Genomic DNA, 19,213 nt, shown 5'->3' on the forward strand with positions numbered 1-19,213 from the left:
TCAGTCGGCAAGCTCCAGATCAACCGGATCGAACCTGCCCAGCAATGCGCCTGCAGACTGCGCGCGCCAGCCGGTGATGGCTCGGCCTGCGATCACCAGCCACAGCCGGCCGTCGGCTGCGGCGCTGGCGGCATCGCAGGGGGACGGCTCGGCGCGGCCATTGGGGTGCGAATGAAAATGACCGATCAGTCTCTCGCCCCCCTGCCGCATCGCGCGTTCGGCCGCGATCAGCGCAGCCGGATCGATCTCGAACGCGCGGTCGGGCGTGTCCGACACATTGGCGACAGGCTGCATGCGGCGGATTGCACCGTCGTCGCCGAACAGCAGCCCGCAGCATTCGTGGGGGTGCGCCACCTCGGCCAGTGCAAGCATCTGGGCGTGGAGCGCGCTTGAAAGCATGATCTGCATCGGCCACAGCATAGCGATGAATGCCGCGCAAACCAACACGCCCGCAAGCGAGCCTCTGACCGGCACAATCCCTGGCGGGGTCGACGGCCAGCGGATCGACGCGGGGCTGGCGCTGGCCGAACCCGGTTTGTCGCGCGAACGGATCAAGGCGCTGATCGTCCAGGGCGCGGTCACGATCGAGGGCAAGCCGGTCACCCGGCCTTCGGTGAAGCTGGCGGCGGGCCAGCGTTATGCCATAGCGGTCCCGGCAGCGCTGCCACTTGACACCCAGGCGCAGGATATCGCGCTGTGCGTGGTGTACGAGGATGCCGATCTGCTGGTGATCGACAAGCCAGCAGGGCTGGTCGTGCACCCGGCGGCGGGGCATGCCGATGGCACTCTGGTCAACGCGCTGCTGCACCATTGCGCAGGCCAGCTTTCGGGCATCGGCGGGGTCGCGCGGCCGGGAATCGTCCACCGGATCGACAAGGACACCTCGGGGCTGCTGGTGGTCGCCAAGACCGATGCCGCGCATCTGGGGCTGGCGGCGCAGTTCGCCGAACATTCGATCAACCGGCGCTATGTCGCGATCGTGCAGGGACGGCCAAGCCCAGCCGATGGCACGGTCCGCGGCAATATCGGGCGCAGCGATCATGACCGCAAGAAGATGGCGATGGTGGGGGAGGGGCGGGGCAAGCACGCGGTCACCCATTTCACTACCGAGGAGCGGCTGAGCGGGGCCACCCGGATCGAGTGCCAGCTGGAAACCGGGCGCACGCATCAGGTGCGCGTCCATATGGCCAGCATCGGCCATGCGCTGCTCGGCGACCCGCTCTATTCCAAGCCGCCAAAGCCCTTGCGGGACCTGCTCAAAGCCGTGGATTTCCGTCGTCAGGCATTGCACGCGCAGCGGCTCGGGTTTATACATCCGGTGACGAAATCTGAATGCGACTTTTTTAGTCCGATTCCGGCCGACATGGCGGAACTTTTGGATAGATTGCGTGTTTAGGTTGCAAGTCGAAATGCGATCCCCAAGACGGGCGCTCCTTCGAGGCCCGAAAAACGGATTGGCAGAAAGGGAAAACATGAGCGCGACCAGAAGTGTCCCGGCCACCATCCCCGCCCTTGGCGGAGAGGCGAGCCTGAACCGTTATCTCACCGAAATCCGGAAATATCCGCTGCTCAAGCCCGAGCAGGAATACATGCTCGCCAAGCGCTATCAGGAACATCAGGATCCTGAGGCTGCCGCGCAGCTGGTCACCTCGCACTTGCGTCTCGTCGCGAAGATCGCGATGGGCTACCGCGGCTATGGCCTGCCGGTCAGCGAGCTGATCTCCGAAGGCAATATCGGCCTGATGCAGGGGGTGAAGAAATTCGAGCCGGATCGTGGCTTCCGCCTCGCGACCTATGCGATGTGGTGGATCAAGGCATCGATCCAGGAATACATCCTGCGCAGCTGGAGCCTCGTCAAGATGGGCACCACCGCCGCGCAGAAGAAGCTGTTCTTCAACCTTCGCCGGATGAAGAACAACCTGCGTGCGTTCGAGGATGGCGATCTGCATCCCGACGACGTGACGACTATCGCGACCAAGCTGGGCGTGTCTGAAACCGAAGTTGTCAACATGAACCGCCGCATGGCGATGGGGGGTGATGCGTCGCTCAACGTCTCGATGCGCGAGGATGGCGACGGCCAGTGGATGGATTGGCTGACCGACGATGCGCCTTTGCAGGACGTAGCTGTCGCCGATGCGCAGGAAGCATCGATGCGGCACGAAATGCTGGGCGAGGCGCTGCAGGCGCTGAACGAGCGCGAGCGGCACATTCTCAACGAACGGCGTCTGGTCGATGACCCCAAGACGCTCGAGGAGCTGAGCCAGGTCTACAATGTCAGCCGCGAGCGCGTGCGCCAGATCGAGGTGCGCGCTTTCGAAAAGCTGCAAAAGGCCATGCACCGGCTTGTCAGCGACAAGCAGATGGCGCTGGCCGGCTGAACATTCGCCCGGGGGCGCCAGGCCCCCCACGACCTTGATCCCCAAGGGTCGCACCTGTGGACGGAAGCGGGATGGCCATGCTGTCCCGCTTCACTCACATCTGGCGTCTGTAAAATTTCGCCCGGCACGCGGCAGACCGGACAATAAAGCGGGCGCAAGCGATGCAAAACCATCTTCCCCTTTCCGCTCCCACGCATTAAGCGGGCTGCCATGGGACTATTGGGAAAAATCTTCACCTGGTGGGACGGCGCAACCGTCGGCACGCATCTGTTCAGCGCCCTGAACGGCGAGAAGGTCGGCGAGGACCATCAGGGCAACACCTATTTCCGCTCCAAGCCCAAAAAGGGCCAGAAGGAGCGCCGGTGGGTGCTGTACAAGGGCGCCAATGATGCGAGCCGGGTGCCTTCCGAATGGCATGGCTGGTTGCACAACAGCTATGATGCGGTACCCGAAAGCCATCTGCCGCCCCCGCGCATATGGGAAAAGGACTATGTCCCCAACCTGACTGGAACCACCGGTGCCTATCGCCCTGCAGGCTCGCTCGACCGGGGCGGGGTGCGCGCTGCGGCGACTGGCGACTATGAAGCGTGGACTCCCGAGGCGTGACGCGCGGGCGAATCATCGCCATCGTCATTCTGGTCGCCGCGCTCCTCGGGGCAGGCGTTTACGGTTGGTCGAAGTTCGGCGATCGGCTGATGCCGGGCAGCAAGACCCAGGCTCAGTCCAAGGCTGCGCCAAAGGCGCAGGTTCGTGCGCCGGTTGCGCTTGTCGAAGGCGAAGCTACGCCGATGGCCGAGCGCGTCGCGACGATCGCCTTTCTCAACAAGCGCAACGGCGAAACCCGGGATCTCGAAATGAAGCCCGGCGAATCGCGGCGCATCGGCGATGCGATCGTCCGGTTGTCGGCGTGCGAGCGCACCGCGCCGTGGGAGCCGGTCCCCGAAACCGGCGCGTTCGTTCAATTGCTGGTCCAGCACCGCGAAACCCGCTCGTCCGATCCGGTCTGGAAGCGGGTTTTCTCCGGCTGGGTGTTCAAGGAATCGCCGTCGCTCAACGTCGTCGAGCACCCGATCTATGATGTCTGGGTCAAGAACTGCGCGATGGAGTATCCAGGCGAGGATGCACCGCTGGAAGAAGAGGGCGCACCTGCGGCAAGGCCCGCGGCATCCGCCCCTGCCAATGCGGAAAATCCGGCGACCAGCCCCGAATCGGCTCCGGCGCCAACGACACCGTCGACCGATACCGAATAAGTCCCCGGCATCACCGGATGCGGGCGCTGCACGCGCGGCGGCGCGAACGGCGATTCGCTGATCGCATCGCCCAGCAGCTTGAGATAATCAGCCTGCGGGATCTCGACCGCGCCCAGCGACTTGAGATGCGGGGTGATGAACTGGCAGTCGAGCAGGCGAAGCCCGCCCTTGCGCATGCTGGCGACCAGCCAGGCGAGCGCTACCTTGCTGGCATCGGTGGCGCGGCTGAACATGCTTTCGCCGCAGAACGCCCGGCCGATCTCGACACCGTACAGCCCCCCGACCAGCGCGCCACCCTGCCAGCATTCGATGCTGTGCGCGCGGCCCTGGTTGTGCAGCGCGATGAAGCTCGCCTCGATCGTGCGGTTGATCCAGGTCTGCTCGCGTCCGTCGGCGGATTCGGCGCACAGCGCGATGACCTCGCCAAAGGCGCGGTTGCAGGTGACAGTGAAGCGGTCGGAGCGGATCACCTTCTTCAGGGATTTCGACAGGTGGAAGCTGTCGAGCGGCAGGATCGCCCGCATTTCCGGCTCCACCCAGAAAACATCGACATCGTCGCGGGCATCGGCCATCGGGAAGATACCGATGGCGTAGGCGCGCATCAGCATGGTCAGATCGATCGTTACCGGGCCGGGGGTGCCGTGCATCCAGTCAATCTAGGGGCTGCCGGGCCAAGATCAATCACGCATACCGCGCAGGGCTTTGCGATTGCCCGGCTTTCAGCTAGAGCGCGGGACCAAATACATCAGGAGTGACCCCATGCGTGCCGAAGGGCAGGCCCATATTGACACCATCAACGCCGCACTGGCGCTGGTCCGCAAGTTTCTGGATTGGGACCGCGCGCTGCGCCGGCTCGACGAGCTCAACGCGCGCGTCGAGGACCCGACCTTGTGGAACGACCCCAAGGGTGCCGAAGAGGTGATGCGCGAACGGCGCCGGCTGGAACAGGCGATCGGCACCGTGAACGAGATCACCGCGGAAATGTCCGATGCGATCGAGTTCGTCGAGCTGGGCGAGGCCGAGGGCGATGATGAGACGGTCGCCGAAGGGCTTGCGAGCCTGAAGGCGCTGGCCGAGCGCGCCGAGCGCGACAAGGTGCAGGCGCTGCTTGCGGGCGAGGCCGACAGCTACGACACCTATCTGGAAGTCCATGCAGGCGCAGGCGGCACCGAGAGCCAGGACTGGGCCGAAATGCTGCAGCGGATGTATTCGCGCTGGGCCGAGCGGCGCGGATACAAGGTCGAGCTGGTCGATTATCACGCGGGCGAACAGGCGGGCATCAAGTCCGCGACGCTGCTGATCAAGGGCGAGAACGCCTATGGCTTTGCCAAGACCGAAAGCGGCGTGCACCGGCTGGTGCGGATCTCGCCCTATGACAGCTCGGCGCGGCGTCATACCAGCTTCTCGAGCGTCTGGGTTTATCCGGTGATCGACGACAGCTTCGAGATCGACATCAAGGAAAGCGATCTCAAGATCGATACCTATCGCGCATCGGGCGCGGGCGGACAGCACGTCAACACCACCGATTCGGCGGTGCGCATCACCCATGTGCCCAGCGGTATCATCGTCGCCAGCCAGAGCGACCGGTCGCAGCACAAGAACCGCGCTACCGCGATGAACATGCTCAAGGCCCGGATGTACGAGGCCGAGATGCAGAAGCGCGAGGCCGAGGCTTCAGGCGAATACGCCGCAAAGACCGAGATCGGCTGGGGCCACCAGATCCGCTCCTATGTGCTGCAGCCCTATCAGTTGGTGAAGGATCTGCGCACCGGGGTGACCTCCACCGCGCCGGGCGATGTGCTCGATGGCGCGCTTGATCCGTTCATGGCAGCGGCGCTGTCGCAGAAGGTGACCGGCGAGAAGGTGGACGTCGAAGATGTCGACTGACCGGTTCGGTCGGTGGGCTGGGCTGTTGCTGGCAACGGCTGGGTTTGCCGCCTGCCAGCCGGCATCGGGTGACCAGAGCGACCGGCCAGAAACCGCGCGCGCCTTTCCGCGGGCCGATCGGGCGGTGGCAGGCGTGGTCAGCAACGAGTTTTCCAACGAGGAAGCGCGCGACGATCGCAATGAGGCCAGCACCGTCATGGATCTGGCAGGCGTTGCGCCGGGCATGACCGTCGCCGATATCGGCGCGGGCAACGGGTATTACACCGTGCGGCTGGCCGAACGGGTGGCCCGGGAGGGCAGGGTGCTCGCGCAGGATATCGATGATTCAGCGCTCAAGCGACTGGGCACCCGCGTCGAGCGCGAACGGCTGGACAATGTCTCGATCAAGCCCGGCGATATCGACGATCCCCGGCTTCCGGAAAAGAGCTTCGACCGCATCTTCATGGTGCATATGTACCATGAGGTGACCGAGCCCTATGCGTTCATCTGGCGGATGCGGCCTGCGCTGAAAAAGGGTGGGCAGGTGATCGTGGTCGATGTCGATCGGCCGACCAACCGCCATGGCATTCCCCCCAAGCTGCTGTTCTGCGAGTTCGAGGCGGTGGGGTACAAGCTGGTCGAATTCATCGAAAAGCCGGATATCGCAGGCTATTTTGCGCGGTTCGAAGCGGTGGGCCCGGCGCCGGATCCCGCCAGCATCAAGGGATGCGCGCAACGCTGAGCCGCGGGGGCAACGCGATCGTCCCGGAAGCGTTTTTATTGGGCATTTGCTGCGCAGCATGCTTATACGACTGCGCTAATGTGGGAGCTATTACGTGTTCAAGGGTTTGAAGCCGATTGTCTATGGCGGACGCGAAGTCTGGCCGCTGATCGAGGGTGGCAAGGGTGTTTCCGCCACCAACCATGCAAGCTCCGGCGCATGGGCGGCAGCAGGCGGCATCGGCACCGTCTCGGCGGTGAACGCTGACAGCTATGACGAAAACGGCAACGTCATCCCGCAGATCTATCACGGCCGCACCCGCGCCGAGCGCCACGAGGAGCTGATCCGCTACGGCATCGCAGGCGGTGTCGAGCAGGTCCGCCGGGCGTATGAAATCTCCGGGGGCCAAGGCGCGATCAACATCAACGTGCTGTGGGAAATGGGCGGCGCGCAGCCGATTCTGCACGGCATTCTGGAACAGACGCGTGGCATGGTCGCAGGCGTCACCTGCGGTGCGGGCATGCCCTACAAGTTGTCCGAGATCGCGGCGCAGTACAATGTCAGCTATCTGCCGATCGTCAGCTCGGCCCGCGCCTTCCGCGCGCTGTGGAAGCGCGCCTACCACAAATATGCCGATCTGATGGCGGCGGTGGTCTATGAAGACCCCTGGCTGGCGGGCGGGCACAACGGCCTGTCCAACGCTGAGGACCCTCGCGTGCCGCAGGATCCCTATCCGCGCGTCGCCGCGCTGCGCGAGACGATGCGCGCTGAGGGCGTGTCGGAAGACGTGCAAATCGTGATGGCGGGCGGGGTCTGGTTCCTGCGCGACTGGGAGAACTGGATCGACAATCCCGAACTGGGCGCGATCTCGTTCCAGTTCGGCACCCGTCCGCTGCTGACCCAGGAAAGCCCGATCCCGAAGGGGTGGAAGGACGAGCTCACCAAGATCAAGCCGGGCGATGTCCTGCTGCACAAGTTCAGCCCCACCGGGTTTTACTCTAGCGCGGTGCGCAACCCGTTCCTGCGCAGCCTGGAGGCCCGTTCTGAGCGGCAGATCCCGTTCTCGACCGAGACCGCAGGTGAACACACGTCCCAGCTCGATGTCGGGGTGAAGGGCAAGAACTTCTGGGTCACGCCCACCGACCTGCAGCGCGCGCGCCGCTGGGACGCGCAAGGCTTCACCACCGCGCTCAAGACGCCCGACAACACATTGGTGTTCTGCACCCCCGAAGAGCGAGCCGAGATCCGCAAGGACCAGACCGATTGCATGGGCTGTCTGTCGCATTGCGCCTTTTCGTCGTGGAAGGACCATGACAACAACTCGACTGGCTATCTCGCTGATCCGCGAAGCTTCTGTATCCAGAAGGCGCTGCAGAACATCGCGCATGGTGAGGATGTCGACAAGAACCTGATGTTCGCAGGGCACGCCGCCTACAATTTCGGCACCGACCCGTTCTATTCGAACGGCTTTGTGCCCACGGTCAAGCAGCTGGTCGACCGTATCCTCACCGGGGACTGACGCATTGGTGGGCGCTTCGGGGCAGGCTGTCACAACTGGTGATTGACCCGGCGCGCATTCTCCCGCATCCCTTAGTTAACCGATCGGTTAAAGGGATGCGGAGATGGATTTCGGTCTTTCGGATGAGCAGTTGCCGCTGCGCTATGCGGTGTGGCGTTTCGCGCGAACGGAGCTGGCGCAGAAGGCCGCGCGGCTGCTGATCTGGCGTGCGGCGGCGAATTCGGACCAGGGCCTGCCGTCGATCCTCGACAGTTCATCCGCCAAAAGCTTCGCCAATCACGTCGCCCGGTGCGTGACCGGCAAGGCGGTGAACCTGATGGGTGGCTATGGCTATTCCGCGCGAAATCCCATGGAGCGGCGGATGCATGATGCCTGGGGCTGGGGCATCGCCGGGCGCGCGATCGATTTGCAGCAGGTCAACATTGCCAGCACGATGATCGGCCGACGTTTCGATCAGAGGCGGTGAGGCAGATGCCTGCCTCACCCTCCGGTCAATCGCGAAACCGTTGCCGCGCCTTGCGCAGCAACCGCGACCAATGCTTGCGCTCGCGATCGGTCAGACTTTCGTCGCGTGCACGCGCATCCAATACGTCGACGGTGGTGTCGCCATATTTCTTGTGGATCGTGTCGAGTTCGCGATCATCCTTGCGCCGCTGTTCGGCGCTTTCAAACAAGCTCAGTACCATTTTGCCCCCAACGGAAACGGTGCGACCCGCATTCCCTCGTCGAGCCACCCCTGAACTCGAAACATCAATTTACCCCAGTATCGGGGGTATTCGCAATGCTGCAATTGCGAAGTGTCTCCCGAATCGTCCCGAATCTGGATGTTTTCGGTGGGTGTGCGGCGAACTGTTGTAAATTAGTGACACAATATCTGACAATTGACTAAGCAGGAGCCTTGCATGGCGGAATCGATCTGGAAGACAAGTGAAATTGCAGCGACCGGGCCTCTGGCCGGGGTGCGCGTGCTGGATATGTCGAGCGTGGTGATGGGACCGCTGGCCACGTTGATGCTTGCGGACATGGGCGCAGATGTCATCAAGGTGGAGAACCGGGGCGGCAGTCATAGCGGCGACATGATGCGCTATGCCGGGTCGTCACCGACCGGCGATCTCGGCCCGATCTTCATGGCGCTGAACCGCAACAAGAAGGCGGTGACCATCGATGGCCGCGACGAGCTCGGCAAGGCGCAGCTGGAAACATTACTGAAGGACGCGGACGTCTTCTTCCACAATGTCCGCATGGCGGGGATGGCAAGGCTTGGGCTCGATTACGAGTCGGTCAAGGCCATCAACCCTGGCATCATCTACATCCATTGCTGCGGCTATGGTGCCGAAGGCCCCTATGCCAAGCGGCAGGCCTATGACGATCTGGTACAGGCGGCATCGGGCTGGGCGGACCTGTATGCTAAGCGCTCGGGCGGCGATCCTTCGTACACGCCCTCGCTGGTCGCGGACAAGACCGTCGGCCTGTTCGCCACCACCGCCACGCTTGCAGCGCTGGTGCACAAGGAGCGAACCGGGCACGGCCAGTTCGTATCGGTGCCGATGTTCGAATGCTTCACCTTCTTCAACATGGTGGAGAATCTGTACGGCCAGACTTTCCCCGGCGACGGCAAGTTCGGTTACACCCGATCGATGAACCCGCGGCGCCGCCCGTATCCGACCAAGGACGGCTTCATTGCGATCGTTCCTTATGTCGACCGGCAATGGGAACGCTTCTTCGAGATCGGCGGCCGCCCCGGCGTGTTCCAGGATCCGCGATTTTCAACCTATGAGGAGCGAACCAGGCACACCGGTGATCTGTATGCGATCATCGAGGAGGTTGCCGCGACCAAGACCACAGACGAATGGGTGGAATTGCTCGACAAGGAAGACATCCCGGCCATGCGCTTCAACCGGATCGAGGATGTGCCGAGCGATCCGCATCTGGCAGCGACGGGGTTCTTCATGGATGCGCATGCGCCGCATATCGGGGATTACCGCACCTTGCGTCACCCGATCGCCTTTGCCGGCAGTCCGGTCAACCAGCGACTGGCGCCGCAATGCGTCGGCGCGCAGAACCACGAGCTGCCCGGGGCTGCCAATGATTGATCCGCGCCCGATGGCGGCGCGGCGATGTTAGCGGGGGTAGGAAGGACTGGTGGCGACGATCGTCCGCAAGAAGCGCGGAACCTCGGTCGTGCCACCCACCGGCTGGCGTGCCAGCTTGGGGTTGATCTCGCGATCGAACGCGACGCCGAACCGCGCGCTACGTGCCCATGCGATCTGGCCGCGCACCACGCCGATGTTGCGCAGTGTCGCCACCAGCTTCTGTCCCTGGGTGACTTCGAGGTCCGATTCGACCATCATCCCACCGTGCGAAAGGTTGCGCACCTTCACCTTGTGGAGCTCTTCCGATCCTTCGAACGTGATTTCCGCGAGCAAAAACAGGCTGTCCCGGGCGCGGGTCTCTTTGGTTTCAAGAGATTTCGGGCTGAGAGGCATGTTCATTTTCTGGCGTCCAGCTTGCAGGCAAAATCATTCGGTGCTCCAGGCCGCGACGCGGATGCGGGCGCGATATGGAGTGCCGATGGTATAGCCCGGCGATCGTCGCCAATTGGTTAAACCGGAGCGCAGAATGTAAAAAAATCAGTCGTCGCGAGAAATCTTTTCGCGGCGCTCATGCGCTTCCTGCGCTTCCACCGTCATCGTGGCGATGGGACGGGCGACCAGACGGCCAAGCCCGATGGGTTCGCCGGTGACCTCGCAATAGCCATATTCGCCTTCGTCGATGCGGCGGAGCGCGGAATCGATCTTGGCGATCAGCTTGCGCTGGCGGTCCCGGGTGCGAAGCTCGATGCCCCAGTCGGTCTCGCTGGAAGCGCGGTCGTTCAGGTCGGGCTCACGCATCGGGCCATCCTGAAGCTGTTGAAGGGTATCCTTGGATGCCGCGAGGATGGAGCGTTTCCATTCCTGCAGCAGAGCGCGGAAATATTCCAGCTGGCGCGCGCTCATATAGTCTTCATCGGAAGACGGGAAATAATCCCCTTCTATATTCTTGCGCGCCTTGGCCAGCACATCGATATCGTCGATCGCCGTCGAGATGGACGCCATTGGATGCTCCCGGTGGATAGCAGAACCGGCGGTGCGCGCCCAAGGTCGGACACATTCCGTCGGCCTTATGTTGATCGCGCCTATAGCCAGCGCGCAATGGCCACACAAGCTGCAAAAGCTGGAGAATCAGGGAGAATCTGCAAGGGCCCGATCGCAACCGTTGTTGCCGTACCGTCAACCCTCGGCCGCGCGGCATTTCGCACGCCTGCGACTTGATATCGGTTAATTCCGCGGCAGATTATGGTTCCAAATCGGGACAGGGCGCGCGGTATGCCCCGGATGGGCGCAGTTTTTTGTCGCACAGATTGTCAAATCAAGGTTAACAGCATTGAGATTAACGCTTTGTTCTGGCTTGCCTAGCATATCGGGATGCTGACCCGACCCCGGTTTTGGTTCCGGACGGTCGCAAGCAGCCTCCCTGGTCTGAGAGAGAAAACACAATGTCTGTACGGATGGCCTTGGCAAAATTGTGCGCCTGTACCTGCGGCGGTGCGATCATCGGCGGCGGCGCGGTCCATGTTGCGGATACGCCGCCTGCGCAGGTGAAGCAGTATCGACAGGCCAAGACCAGCAAGCCGATTCGCGGTCGCCAGTTGGCCAAGGCAGGCCCGGTTCGTCAGATCAAGCGGACTCGGCGCATCGTCGCCCCGGTTGCGACGCGGGTCGCGCCCCAGGTGGTGACTGTGACCACGCAGCAGGCACCGATCCCGCTGCCTTATCCGTATCCGGCACCCGCTCCGCAGGATTCGGGCGGCTTCGGTGGCGGCGGTGGCGGTGGTTTCCCCGTCGTCGTCGGTGGCAGCGGTGGTTTCGGCGGCGGCTTTGGCGGCGGCTTCTTCGGTGGTTTCTTCGGCGGCGGTGGCGGCGGTGGCGGCGGCAGTGTCGTGATCTCCTCGACCGGATCGACCAGCACCTCGACCGGCGGTTTCACCAGCACGGGCGGATCGACCAGCAGCTCAACCGGCGGCTTCACCAGCACCGGCGGATCGACCAGCACGTCCAGCGGCAACATTTCCACCGGTGGCATTTCGACCTCGACCGGCGGTGTCAGCACATCGACCGGTGGCGTCAGCACGTCGACCTCGACAGGTGGTGTCAGCACCTCGACTGGCGGTGTCTCGACTTCGACCGGCGGCGTATCCACCTCCTCGGGCAATGTGTCGTCGTCGTCGGGTAACGTCTCGTCCTCTTCGGGTAACGTGTCGTCTTCGTCGGGCAATGTCAGCTCAAGCAGCTCGTCCTCTTCCAGCTCCTCCTCGTCGAGCTCTTCGTCGTCCAGTTCTTCTTCGTCCTCGTCGTCCTCGGGCGGCAGCGGCGGCAAGCCGGGGTATCCGGGCAAGCCGGGTGCCTCTTCGGGCGGGTCTTCTGGCTCGAGCGGCTCGTCGGGTTCGTCCGGCTCGAGTGGTTCTTCTGGATCATCGGGCTCCAGTGGCTCGTCTGGCTCCAGTGGCTCGAGTGGCTCGTCTGGTTCCAGCGGTTCGTCGGGTTCGACTGGATCCTCGGGCTCGAGCGGTTCTTCGGGCTCCAGCGGTTCTTCGGGCTCCAGCGGTTCTTCGGGATCAACTGGCTCCAGCGGGTCTTCGTCTTCGTCGAGCAGCTCTTCCAGCTCCTCCTCGTCGAGCACCTCCTCGGGTGCGACGTCGACGGGCAGCTCGTCCAGCTTCGGCGGCACCAGCAGCGGCTCGTCGGGTTCGACCGGATCGAGCGGCAGCACCGGATCGTCGGGTTCGTCCAGCTCCAGCTCGTCGTCTTCTTCGTCGAGCAGCTCGTCGAGCTCCAGCGGCGGCACCAGCTCGACCGGCGGCACCGATGTGCCGGCACCGCCTGCCATCCTGCTGTTCGGCGCAGGCGCGATCGCGCTGGCGGCACGTCGCCGCTTTGCCAAGCGCAAGGATGCAGCAAAAGAACGCGATGCGGCCTGATCATCCGGCAGCGACCGTCACCGCTGCCTGATCACCGCATTCATCGGGCGACCCGGCATGGCCAGGTCGCCCTTTTTTTGTGCCGATTGCGCATTGCATCGGGGCAGGCGGGCAGGGCATAGGCATGCCCCATGCATGACATCAAATTCATCCGCGAAAACCCCGAAGCCTTCGACGCCGCCCTGGCGCGCAAGGGGCTCGACCCTGTGGCGGCCGAGATCATCGCGCTCGATGCCCGGCGGCGCGAGGCGCTCAACGAATCACAGACCGCGCAGGCACGCCGCAACGAGGCATCGAAGCTGATCGGCCAGGCGATGGCGCAGAAGGATGTTGCCACGGCCGATGCGCTGAAGGCCGAGGTCGCCGAGCTCAAGACGCGGCTGACCGAGCTGGAGGAGCTGGCCAGAACCGGCGATGCGGCGCTGGCCGATCGGCTGGCGCTGCTGCCCAACCTGCCTGCGGACGATGTTCCCGATGGTCTGGACGAGGCGGGCAATGTCGAGGTCAGCCGCTGGGGCGATCTGCCGCAGTTCGATTTCGAACCCAAAGAGCACGCCGATATCGGCCCTGCACTGGGCATGGATTTCGAGACCGCGGCGAAGATTGCCGGCGCCCGTTTCACCTTCATGCGCGGCGGGATCGCGCGGATGAACCGGGCGCTGGGGCAGTTCATGCTCGATGCGCAGGTCGAGCGCGGCTACAATGAATGCGCAACGCCCTATCTGGTGCGCGACGAAGCCGTGTTCGGTGTCGGCCAGCTGCCCAAGTTCGCCGAGGACCTGTTTCAGACCACCGACGGCCGCTGGCTGATCTCGACCTCGGAGGTGAGCCTCACCAACAGCGTGCGCGAGCAGATCCTGACCGCTGCCGAACTGCCGATCCGGCTGACCGCGCTGACCCCGTGCTTTCGCTCCGAAGCGGGCTCTGCCGGGCGCGATACGCGCGGGCTGATCCGCCAGCACCAGTTCGAGAAGGTGGAGCTCGTCACGATCGCCGCACCCGAGCACTCGCAAATGGAGCACGCACGGATGTGCGCGGCGTCCGAAGCGATCCTGCAGGCGCTCGGGCTGCCCTATCGCAAGATGCTGCTGTGTGCCGGCGACATGGGGCAGGCGAGCCGCAAGACCTTCGATCTCGAGGTCTGGTTGCCGGGGCAGAACACCTATCGCGAGATCGCCAGCATCTCCAACTGCGGCGACTACCAGGCGCGCCGCATGAACACCCGCTACCGTCCCGAGGGCGAGAAGGGCACCGAGTTCGTCCACACCCTGAACGGCTCGGCGCTCGCCATCGGACGCACGCTGGTTGCCATCGTCGAGAACTATCAGCAGGCTGATGGCTCTGTCCGCGTGCCCGAGGCTTTGGTGCCCTATATGGGAGGGATCACCGTCCTGACGCCGTAAAGGCTCTCCCCTCCCGCAAGCGGGAGGGGAGACAGAAGGTCAGAATCGCGCGCTCACCTGCACGCCATACAACCGCGGTTCGCCGGCGATGAAGGTCGCGGTGCCGAATGCGCTGCCGGTGTTGCCCGCGTCGATCAGATAATCTTCGTTGGTGAGGTTGCGGGCAAAGGCAGTGACTTCGTATTTGCCATCGCCGAGGCGCACCCCGGCACGGGCATTGACCAGCAGATATCCGTTCTCGCTCAACCGATCGGTGTTGGGGATTTCGAAAAACTGCTTGCTCGAATAGGTCACTGTCGGGAACAGGAACAGCTCGGTGCCTTCGCCCAGCGGAACCGTGACATCGATCCCCGCAGCTGCAGTATGCTTGGACTGCAGCCGGAAGCGGTTGTCCTGAAATGCCGGATTGGGAGATTCGATCTTGGCGTCGATGAACGCGTAGTTGGCAAACAGCCGCACATTGTCGCCGATCCGCAGCGCACCTTCGACTTCCACGCCGAAATTGCCGGCATTGCCCGCGTTCACCGGCACAACCTGGCCCTGCTGGTTGAAGAAGCTGGTCTGGAAGTTGGAATAGTCCTGGTAGAAGGCGCCGATCGAGCCTGTGAACCCGCCGAACGCGGCCTTGATGCCGCCTTCATAGTTCCAGACCTTTTCTTCGGCCACCAGCGTGAAATTGGGGACGGCCCCGGCAGCGGTCGCAGTCGCGCTGAGGTTGAGCACGGGCGCACGGCGGCCCTTGGATACGGTGGCGTAGACGTTGACCGCGTCGCTGATCCGGTACAGCGCGTTGAAACGCGGCAGCCATGCATCGAAGCTGTCGTTCACCCGGAACACCTGTCCGCCTGTATCGGCAGCGCCCAGCAGAGAGACGCCGCGCACGCCAAGCGACGCGAAGATCTGGCTGCCCGGCTGGACGGCGGTGTAAGTCGAGGCGCGCTCTTCGGACAGATAGCGCACGCCTGCCGACAGCTCGAGCCGGTCGGTGACATCGAAGGTCATGTCGGCGAACACCGAGAATGTGGTGTTCTTGCCGCCATTGGTGAACGAGCTGGAATAGGGCAGCACGGTCGCTGCGCCGCGCGTCAGGATCGCGGTCGCGTTGCGCGCCGGATTGGCGCTGTTGAGCGCGCCACAGGTTGCGGCTCCCGCCACGCCCAGGGCTGCGCCAACATTGTTGCGCACCGGTGCGAATGCCGGGAACGGCGCGCAGCTGATATAGGTACCTTCATCAGTCAGGAAGGGAACAGCCTGCGTGCCCTCTTCGTGGAACACGTTGAAGCCGAAGAATCCGCGCAGGCGGTCGCTGTCATAGGCGAAGCGGGTTTCGTGGCTGAACTGCTCGCCCTGCGCGTCTTCGGCGAATTCCAGGAAGAACAGCGCGCTGCCATCGGCATCGAAGGTCTCGAGGCTGTCGAACTTGCGATAGCCGCTGATCGAGGCGAGCGACCAGCCGCCGTCCATCGGCGTCTGAAAGGTGACGCTGGCGTCGTAGACCTCGCGGTTCAGTCCGAGATCGGGAAGGCCCAGGATCGCCCGGCTGAGGTCCGCAGGCGCTCCGCCCAGCTCGGCAAAGGTGAACGGGCTGGTGGTGCCGCCGGTCGGCGCGATCGACCCGGACTTGAACGCGGTGCCGGGGTTGCGCTGCTGTTCATAGTTGAACACGAAGTCCATCGTGCTTTCCGCCGTCGGCCAGATGCGCAGCGATCCGCGCACGGCAAACTGGTCGATGCCGTTGAGGTCGTCCTGCTGCTGGCCCACGGTGCGGGCCGAAACCGTGCCGGCATCGCCCGCGATGTTGCGGATATAGCCGTCGCGCTTCTTGTAGGATGCAGCGATGCGGCCTGCGATTTTGTCGTTGCCGACGTTGATCATCGCGCGGCCTTCATACAGGTTGAAATTGCCGTAGCTGCCGCGCAGGTCAGCCGAGAAGCCGGGTTCGGGCTTGGCGGTAACCACCGAGATTGCGCCGATCGTCGCTGCGGTGCCGAACAGGGTCGCCTGCGGCCCTTTGACGACTTCGATCCGCTCGATATCGAACAGATCGAAATACGACCCGCGCGACCGCGAGACGTCGATGCCGTTCAAATAGATCGTCACGCGCGGAGCGACCTGCGCGCTGCCCGAGTCCGAGGTGATCCCGCGGATGACGAAGCCGGGGTTGTTGGCGCTCTGCTCCTGGATGTTCAAACCGGGGATATAGGCCGATAGCTCGTCGAACTCGTCGATGCCGATCTTGTCCATCTGCTCGCCGCTGATCGCCGACACGGTGATCGGCACGTCCTTGATCGACTGCTCGCGCTTTTGCGCGGTGACGATGATCAGGTCGTCATTGCGGGCATCGGCATCGGTCTGCTCCTGCGCCAGTGCAGGGCTGGCGGCCAGCACGGTGGCGAGCGCGAGCAGCGACGCCCGCAGGGGGCGATGGGAGAGAGGTGAGCGCATTGGAGCATGTCCTCGACATTGGAGTGAATGCTCGCCCATTGCCGCCAACAGGCGACTTTTGTGCGACGCAGCAATTACCGATTTGTGGCTTTGCCGATTTTGGAGTGTCATAATGCGCGCAGATTACGCGCGCCGTAGGGGAAGGGTGGTAAATGCTCGAACTGCGGGGTTCCGAGCCGTTCTCCACTCCCGCGTGCGGGGGGGGCAGGCCCGGCTTCCCGGGCCGGGGTGGGCCTGAAAAGGAGCGGACCTCAGGCCCATCCCGGCTGCGCCTCAGCCACCCCTCCCGCAAGAGGGTGGGGAGAGGGAAACAGCAATTGGGAGGGACTTCAGCCCTGCAGAACGAGCCGGTGGTTGGTCTCGAAGTCGCTGGCGAGCAGGTCAGCGATCGCTTCTGCCACTGCCTCGGGTTCCTTGACCGTTGCAGGGTCTTCGCCCGGATAGGCCTTGGCGCGCATCGCAGTGCGGGTGCGGGCGGGGTCGACGATGGCGGTACGCACCTTGCCGATGTTGCGCATTTCCTCGCCATAGGATTGCAGCAGCACCTCAAGCGCGGCCTTGGAAGCGCCATAGGCCCCCCAGAAGGCGCGGGGCGCGGCGCCGACCGAGCTGGTCAGCGCGACCACCCGGGCATGGCCGCTCTTGCGCAGCATCGCATCGAAATGCGCGATCATCGCCTGTGCGCTCAGCACGTTCAGGGTCATCAGCCGGTTGAATTCGCCGCCATCGATGGTCGGCACCGGGCCCAATGTGCCCAGCATAGCAGCGTTGAGCACCATGATGTCGAGCGCCTCCCAGCGGCCGCCGATCGCCACCGCGAGCCGCGCGATGCTTTCGCCATCGCTGAGATCCAGCGGTGCGATCGTGGCATTGCCGCCCGCCTCGAAGATCGCGTCCTCGACGGCTTCCAGATCCTTGGCGGTGCGCCCGGTGAGGATGACATGCGCCCCGCGCGCGGCAAGTGCCTTGGCGGTGGCGGCGCCGATGCCGCGGCTGGCACCGGTGACAAGGGCCAGCTGGCCTTCGAAAATCTTATCGGTCATGCGCGAAGGGTCCTCAGCCGGCGACTCGTTCGGCCAGCAATGTCAGCTGGTTGGGCTGGTCGCGCTCTGCCAGATCGGTAAGCGTGGTGGGATAGTCGCCGGTAAAGCAGGCGTCGCAGTAACGCGGATTGTTGTCCAGCCGCTCGGCTTCCCCCAGTGCGCGGTACAGGCCGTTGATCGATACGAACGACAGGCTGTCGGCCTGGATGAACTGGCGCATTTCCTCGATCGACTTCTGTGCGGCGAGCAGCTTGGACCGTTCGGGCGTATCGACGCCATAGAAGCAGCTGTGCATCGTCGGCGGGCTCGCGATGCGCATGTGCACCTCGGCCGCGCCCGCATCGCGCATCATCTGCACGATCTTGAGCGAAGTGGTGCCGCGCACGATCGAATCGTCGATCAGCACGATGCGTTTGCCGTCGATCAGCGGACGATTGGCATTGTGCTTCAGCTTGACTCCCAGATGGCGCACGCCATCGCCAGGCTGGATGAAGGTGCGTCCGACATAATGCGAGCGGATGATGCCGAGCTCGAACGGCAGTCCCGATTGCTGGGCATAGCCGATCGCGGCCGGCGTGCCGCTGTCGGGTACGGGGACGACAAGGTCCGCCTCGACTGGGTTCTCGATCGCCAGCTGCGCGCCGATCGCCTTGCGCACAGTATAGACCGACGAGCCATCGACGATCGAGTCAGGGCGCGAGAAATAGACATGCTCGAAGATGCAGGGTCGCGAGTTCTTCTCTGCAAACGGACGGTGCGACCGGATCTCGCCGCCGCTGACCACCACCAGTTCGCCCGGATCGACGCTGCGCACGAAATCTGCGCCGACGATATCAAGTGCAACGGTTTCCGACGCGAAGATCACCGTGTCGCCGATCTTGCCCATCACCAGCGGGCGGATGCCCAGCGGATCGCGGCAGGCGATCATCCCGCTGTCGGTCAGGCAGATCAGCGAATAGGCGCCCTCTACCTGCTTGAGCGCATCGATGAACTTGTCGAGCAGCGTGCGATAGCGCGATGTCGCGACCAGATGGATGATCGTCTCGGTATCCGAGGTCGACTGGAAGATCGATCCGGTGCGAATAAGGTCGTGCCGCAGCTTCATCGCATTGGAGATGTTGCCGTTGTGCGCGATCGCAAAACCGCCCGAGGCCAGCTCTGCATAGAGCGGCTGGACGTTGCGAAGCGCGGTCTCGCCGGTGGTGGCATAGCGCACATGGCCGATAGCCCATTCGCCCTTGAGCGAGCGCATGATGTCTTCGGAATCGAAATTGCCCGCCACATGGCCGAGCGCCTTGTGGTTGTGGAAAAAGCGGCCGTCAAAGCTGCTGATGCCGGCGGCTTCCTGGCCGCGGTGCTGCAGCGCGTGCAAGCCGAGCGCGACCATCGCGGCCGCATCCACGGCGCCTGCCACGCCAAAAACGCCGCACTCCTCGCGCAGCTTGTCGTCTTCAAAAGGATGAGTGGTGATCATGTCGCGCGCCCGATTCGGTTGCAGCCGGCTGGTTCGGCACCCCTATAGGCAGCCATATGGGGTTTGTCTTGCATTTGTCACAGGTCATTTATTGTTA

General features: G+C 63.7%; 19 protein-coding genes and 1 pseudogene. 11 read left to right on the forward strand and 9 right to left on the reverse strand.

The window, feature by feature from the left end:
• Positions 1-408: a M67 family metallopeptidase gene (locus B5J99_RS09935; RefSeq protein ID WP_117353449.1), complete on the reverse strand. Its 408-nt coding sequence runs from the start codon at positions 406-408 to the stop codon at positions 1-3.
• A gap of 16 nt (positions 409-424) precedes the next feature.
• Between B5J99_RS09935 and B5J99_RS09940 the strand changes: the two genes are divergently transcribed.
• The 4 genes and pseudogenes from B5J99_RS09940 to B5J99_RS19900 all read left to right on the forward strand — a co-directional run.
• On the forward strand, positions 425-1,396 hold the full coding sequence (locus tag B5J99_RS09940; RefSeq protein WP_117352315.1) for an RluA family pseudouridine synthase: 972 nt from the start codon (positions 425-427) through the stop codon (positions 1,394-1,396).
• A 76-nt stretch (positions 1,397-1,472) separates the two neighbouring features.
• Positions 1,473-2,378: an RNA polymerase sigma factor RpoH gene (rpoH, locus tag B5J99_RS09945; protein WP_054133290.1), complete on the forward strand. Its 906-nt coding sequence runs from the start codon at positions 1,473-1,475 to the stop codon at positions 2,376-2,378.
• A 210-nt stretch (positions 2,379-2,588) separates the two neighbouring features.
• Positions 2,589-2,984: an NADH:ubiquinone oxidoreductase subunit NDUFA12 gene (locus B5J99_RS09950; RefSeq protein WP_054133289.1), complete on the forward strand. Its 396-nt coding sequence runs from the start codon at positions 2,589-2,591 to the stop codon at positions 2,982-2,984.
• Positions 2,985-3,232: 248 nt separating this feature from the next.
• A pseudogene (locus B5J99_RS19900) lies at positions 3,233-3,415 on the forward strand (DUF2155 domain-containing protein); the annotation flags it as partial.
• 35 nt (positions 3,416-3,450) lie between these two features.
• Here B5J99_RS19900 and aat read toward each other — a convergent pair.
• Positions 3,451-4,275: a leucyl/phenylalanyl-tRNA--protein transferase gene (gene aat, locus B5J99_RS09960; protein ID WP_054133287.1), complete on the reverse strand. Its 825-nt coding sequence runs from the start codon at positions 4,273-4,275 to the stop codon at positions 3,451-3,453.
• A 112-nt stretch (positions 4,276-4,387) separates the two neighbouring features.
• Between aat and prfB the strand changes: the two genes are divergently transcribed.
• The 4 genes from prfB to B5J99_RS09980 all read left to right on the forward strand — a co-directional run bounded on the left by prfB (position 4,388) and on the right by B5J99_RS09980 (position 8,200).
• The gene (gene prfB / locus B5J99_RS09965) at positions 4,388-5,515 is read left to right on the forward strand and encodes a peptide chain release factor 2 (protein WP_054133286.1); all 1,128 of its coding nucleotides are present in this window, start codon (positions 4,388-4,390) and stop codon (positions 5,513-5,515) included.
• A gap of 25 nt (positions 5,516-5,540) precedes the next feature.
• The gene (locus B5J99_RS09970) at positions 5,541-6,236 is read left to right on the forward strand and encodes a class I SAM-dependent methyltransferase (protein ID WP_117352316.1); all 696 of its coding nucleotides are present in this window, start codon (positions 5,541-5,543) and stop codon (positions 6,234-6,236) included.
• A 94-nt stretch (positions 6,237-6,330) separates the two neighbouring features.
• Entirely contained in the window at positions 6,331-7,734 is a 1,404-nt protein-coding gene (locus B5J99_RS09975) for an NAD(P)H-dependent flavin oxidoreductase (protein WP_054133284.1), read from the forward strand.
• Between the two features lie 103 nt (positions 7,735-7,837).
• The gene (locus tag B5J99_RS09980) at positions 7,838-8,200 is read left to right on the forward strand and encodes an acyl-CoA dehydrogenase family protein (protein WP_069049471.1); all 363 of its coding nucleotides are present in this window, start codon (positions 7,838-7,840) and stop codon (positions 8,198-8,200) included.
• 25 nt (positions 8,201-8,225) lie between these two features.
• On the opposite strand, the gene B5J99_RS09985 is transcribed toward B5J99_RS09980, so the two are convergent.
• Positions 8,226-8,408 carry a hypothetical protein gene (locus B5J99_RS09985; RefSeq protein ID WP_162892547.1) on the reverse strand — a complete coding sequence of 61 codons (183 nt, stop codon included), beginning with the start codon at positions 8,406-8,408 and terminating at the stop codon, positions 8,226-8,228.
• 228 nt (positions 8,409-8,636) lie between these two features.
• On the opposite strand from B5J99_RS09985, the gene B5J99_RS09990 reads away from it, so the two are divergent.
• The gene (locus tag B5J99_RS09990; protein WP_117352317.1) at positions 8,637-9,827 is read left to right on the forward strand and encodes a CaiB/BaiF CoA transferase family protein; all 1,191 of its coding nucleotides are present in this window, start codon (positions 8,637-8,639) and stop codon (positions 9,825-9,827) included.
• A gap of 27 nt (positions 9,828-9,854) precedes the next feature.
• Here the strand turns inward: B5J99_RS09990 and B5J99_RS09995 are convergent, their stop codons facing one another.
• The 3 genes from B5J99_RS09995 to B5J99_RS19905 all read right to left on the reverse strand — a co-directional run bounded on the left by B5J99_RS09995 (position 9,855) and on the right by B5J99_RS19905 (position 12,660).
• A complete protein-coding gene (locus B5J99_RS09995) occupies positions 9,855-10,226 on the reverse strand; it encodes a PilZ domain-containing protein (RefSeq protein WP_117352318.1) in 372 nt (123 codons plus the stop codon).
• 138 nt (positions 10,227-10,364) lie between these two features.
• Positions 10,365-10,829 (reverse strand): RNA polymerase-binding protein DksA, encoded by a 465-nt coding sequence (gene dksA / locus B5J99_RS10000; RefSeq protein WP_171900161.1) that lies wholly within the window; start codon positions 10,827-10,829, stop codon positions 10,365-10,367.
• A 715-nt stretch (positions 10,830-11,544) separates the two neighbouring features.
• Entirely contained in the window at positions 11,545-12,660 is a 1,116-nt protein-coding gene (locus B5J99_RS19905; RefSeq protein ID WP_245991589.1) for a ribosomal eL19 family protein, read from the reverse strand.
• On the opposite strand from B5J99_RS19905, the gene B5J99_RS19910 reads away from it, so the two are divergent.
• Positions 12,641-12,751: a PEP-CTERM sorting domain-containing protein gene (locus tag B5J99_RS19910; protein ID WP_150126182.1), complete on the forward strand. Its 111-nt coding sequence runs from the start codon at positions 12,641-12,643 to the stop codon at positions 12,749-12,751. The genes B5J99_RS19905 and B5J99_RS19910 overlap by 20 nt on opposite strands.
• 131 nt (positions 12,752-12,882) lie before the next feature.
• Positions 12,883-14,154, forward strand: coding sequence for a serine--tRNA ligase (serS, locus tag B5J99_RS10010; protein WP_054133279.1), 1,272 nt, complete (start codon positions 12,883-12,885; stop codon positions 14,152-14,154).
• Between the two features lie 39 nt (positions 14,155-14,193).
• On the opposite strand, the gene B5J99_RS10015 is transcribed toward serS, so the two are convergent.
• From B5J99_RS10015 to purF, 3 genes are all read right to left on the reverse strand, one after another.
• Complete coding sequence (locus tag B5J99_RS10015; protein ID WP_117352319.1) at positions 14,194-16,599, reverse strand: TonB-dependent receptor; 2,406 nt, start codon at positions 16,597-16,599, stop codon at positions 14,194-14,196.
• A gap of 329 nt (positions 16,600-16,928) precedes the next feature.
• Positions 16,929-17,642 carry an SDR family NAD(P)-dependent oxidoreductase gene (locus B5J99_RS10020; RefSeq protein WP_069049475.1) on the reverse strand — a complete coding sequence of 238 codons (714 nt, stop codon included), beginning with the start codon at positions 17,640-17,642 and terminating at the stop codon, positions 16,929-16,931.
• Positions 17,643-17,655: 13 nt separating this feature from the next.
• Positions 17,656-19,116 (reverse strand): amidophosphoribosyltransferase, encoded by a 1,461-nt coding sequence (purF, locus tag B5J99_RS10025; RefSeq protein WP_054133276.1) that lies wholly within the window; start codon positions 19,114-19,116, stop codon positions 17,656-17,658.
• Positions 19,117-19,213: the final 97 nt, after the last annotated feature.

The organism is Blastomonas fulva (assembly GCF_003431825.1).
Classification (GTDB): Bacteria; Pseudomonadota; Alphaproteobacteria; order Sphingomonadales; family Sphingomonadaceae; genus Blastomonas; species Blastomonas fulva.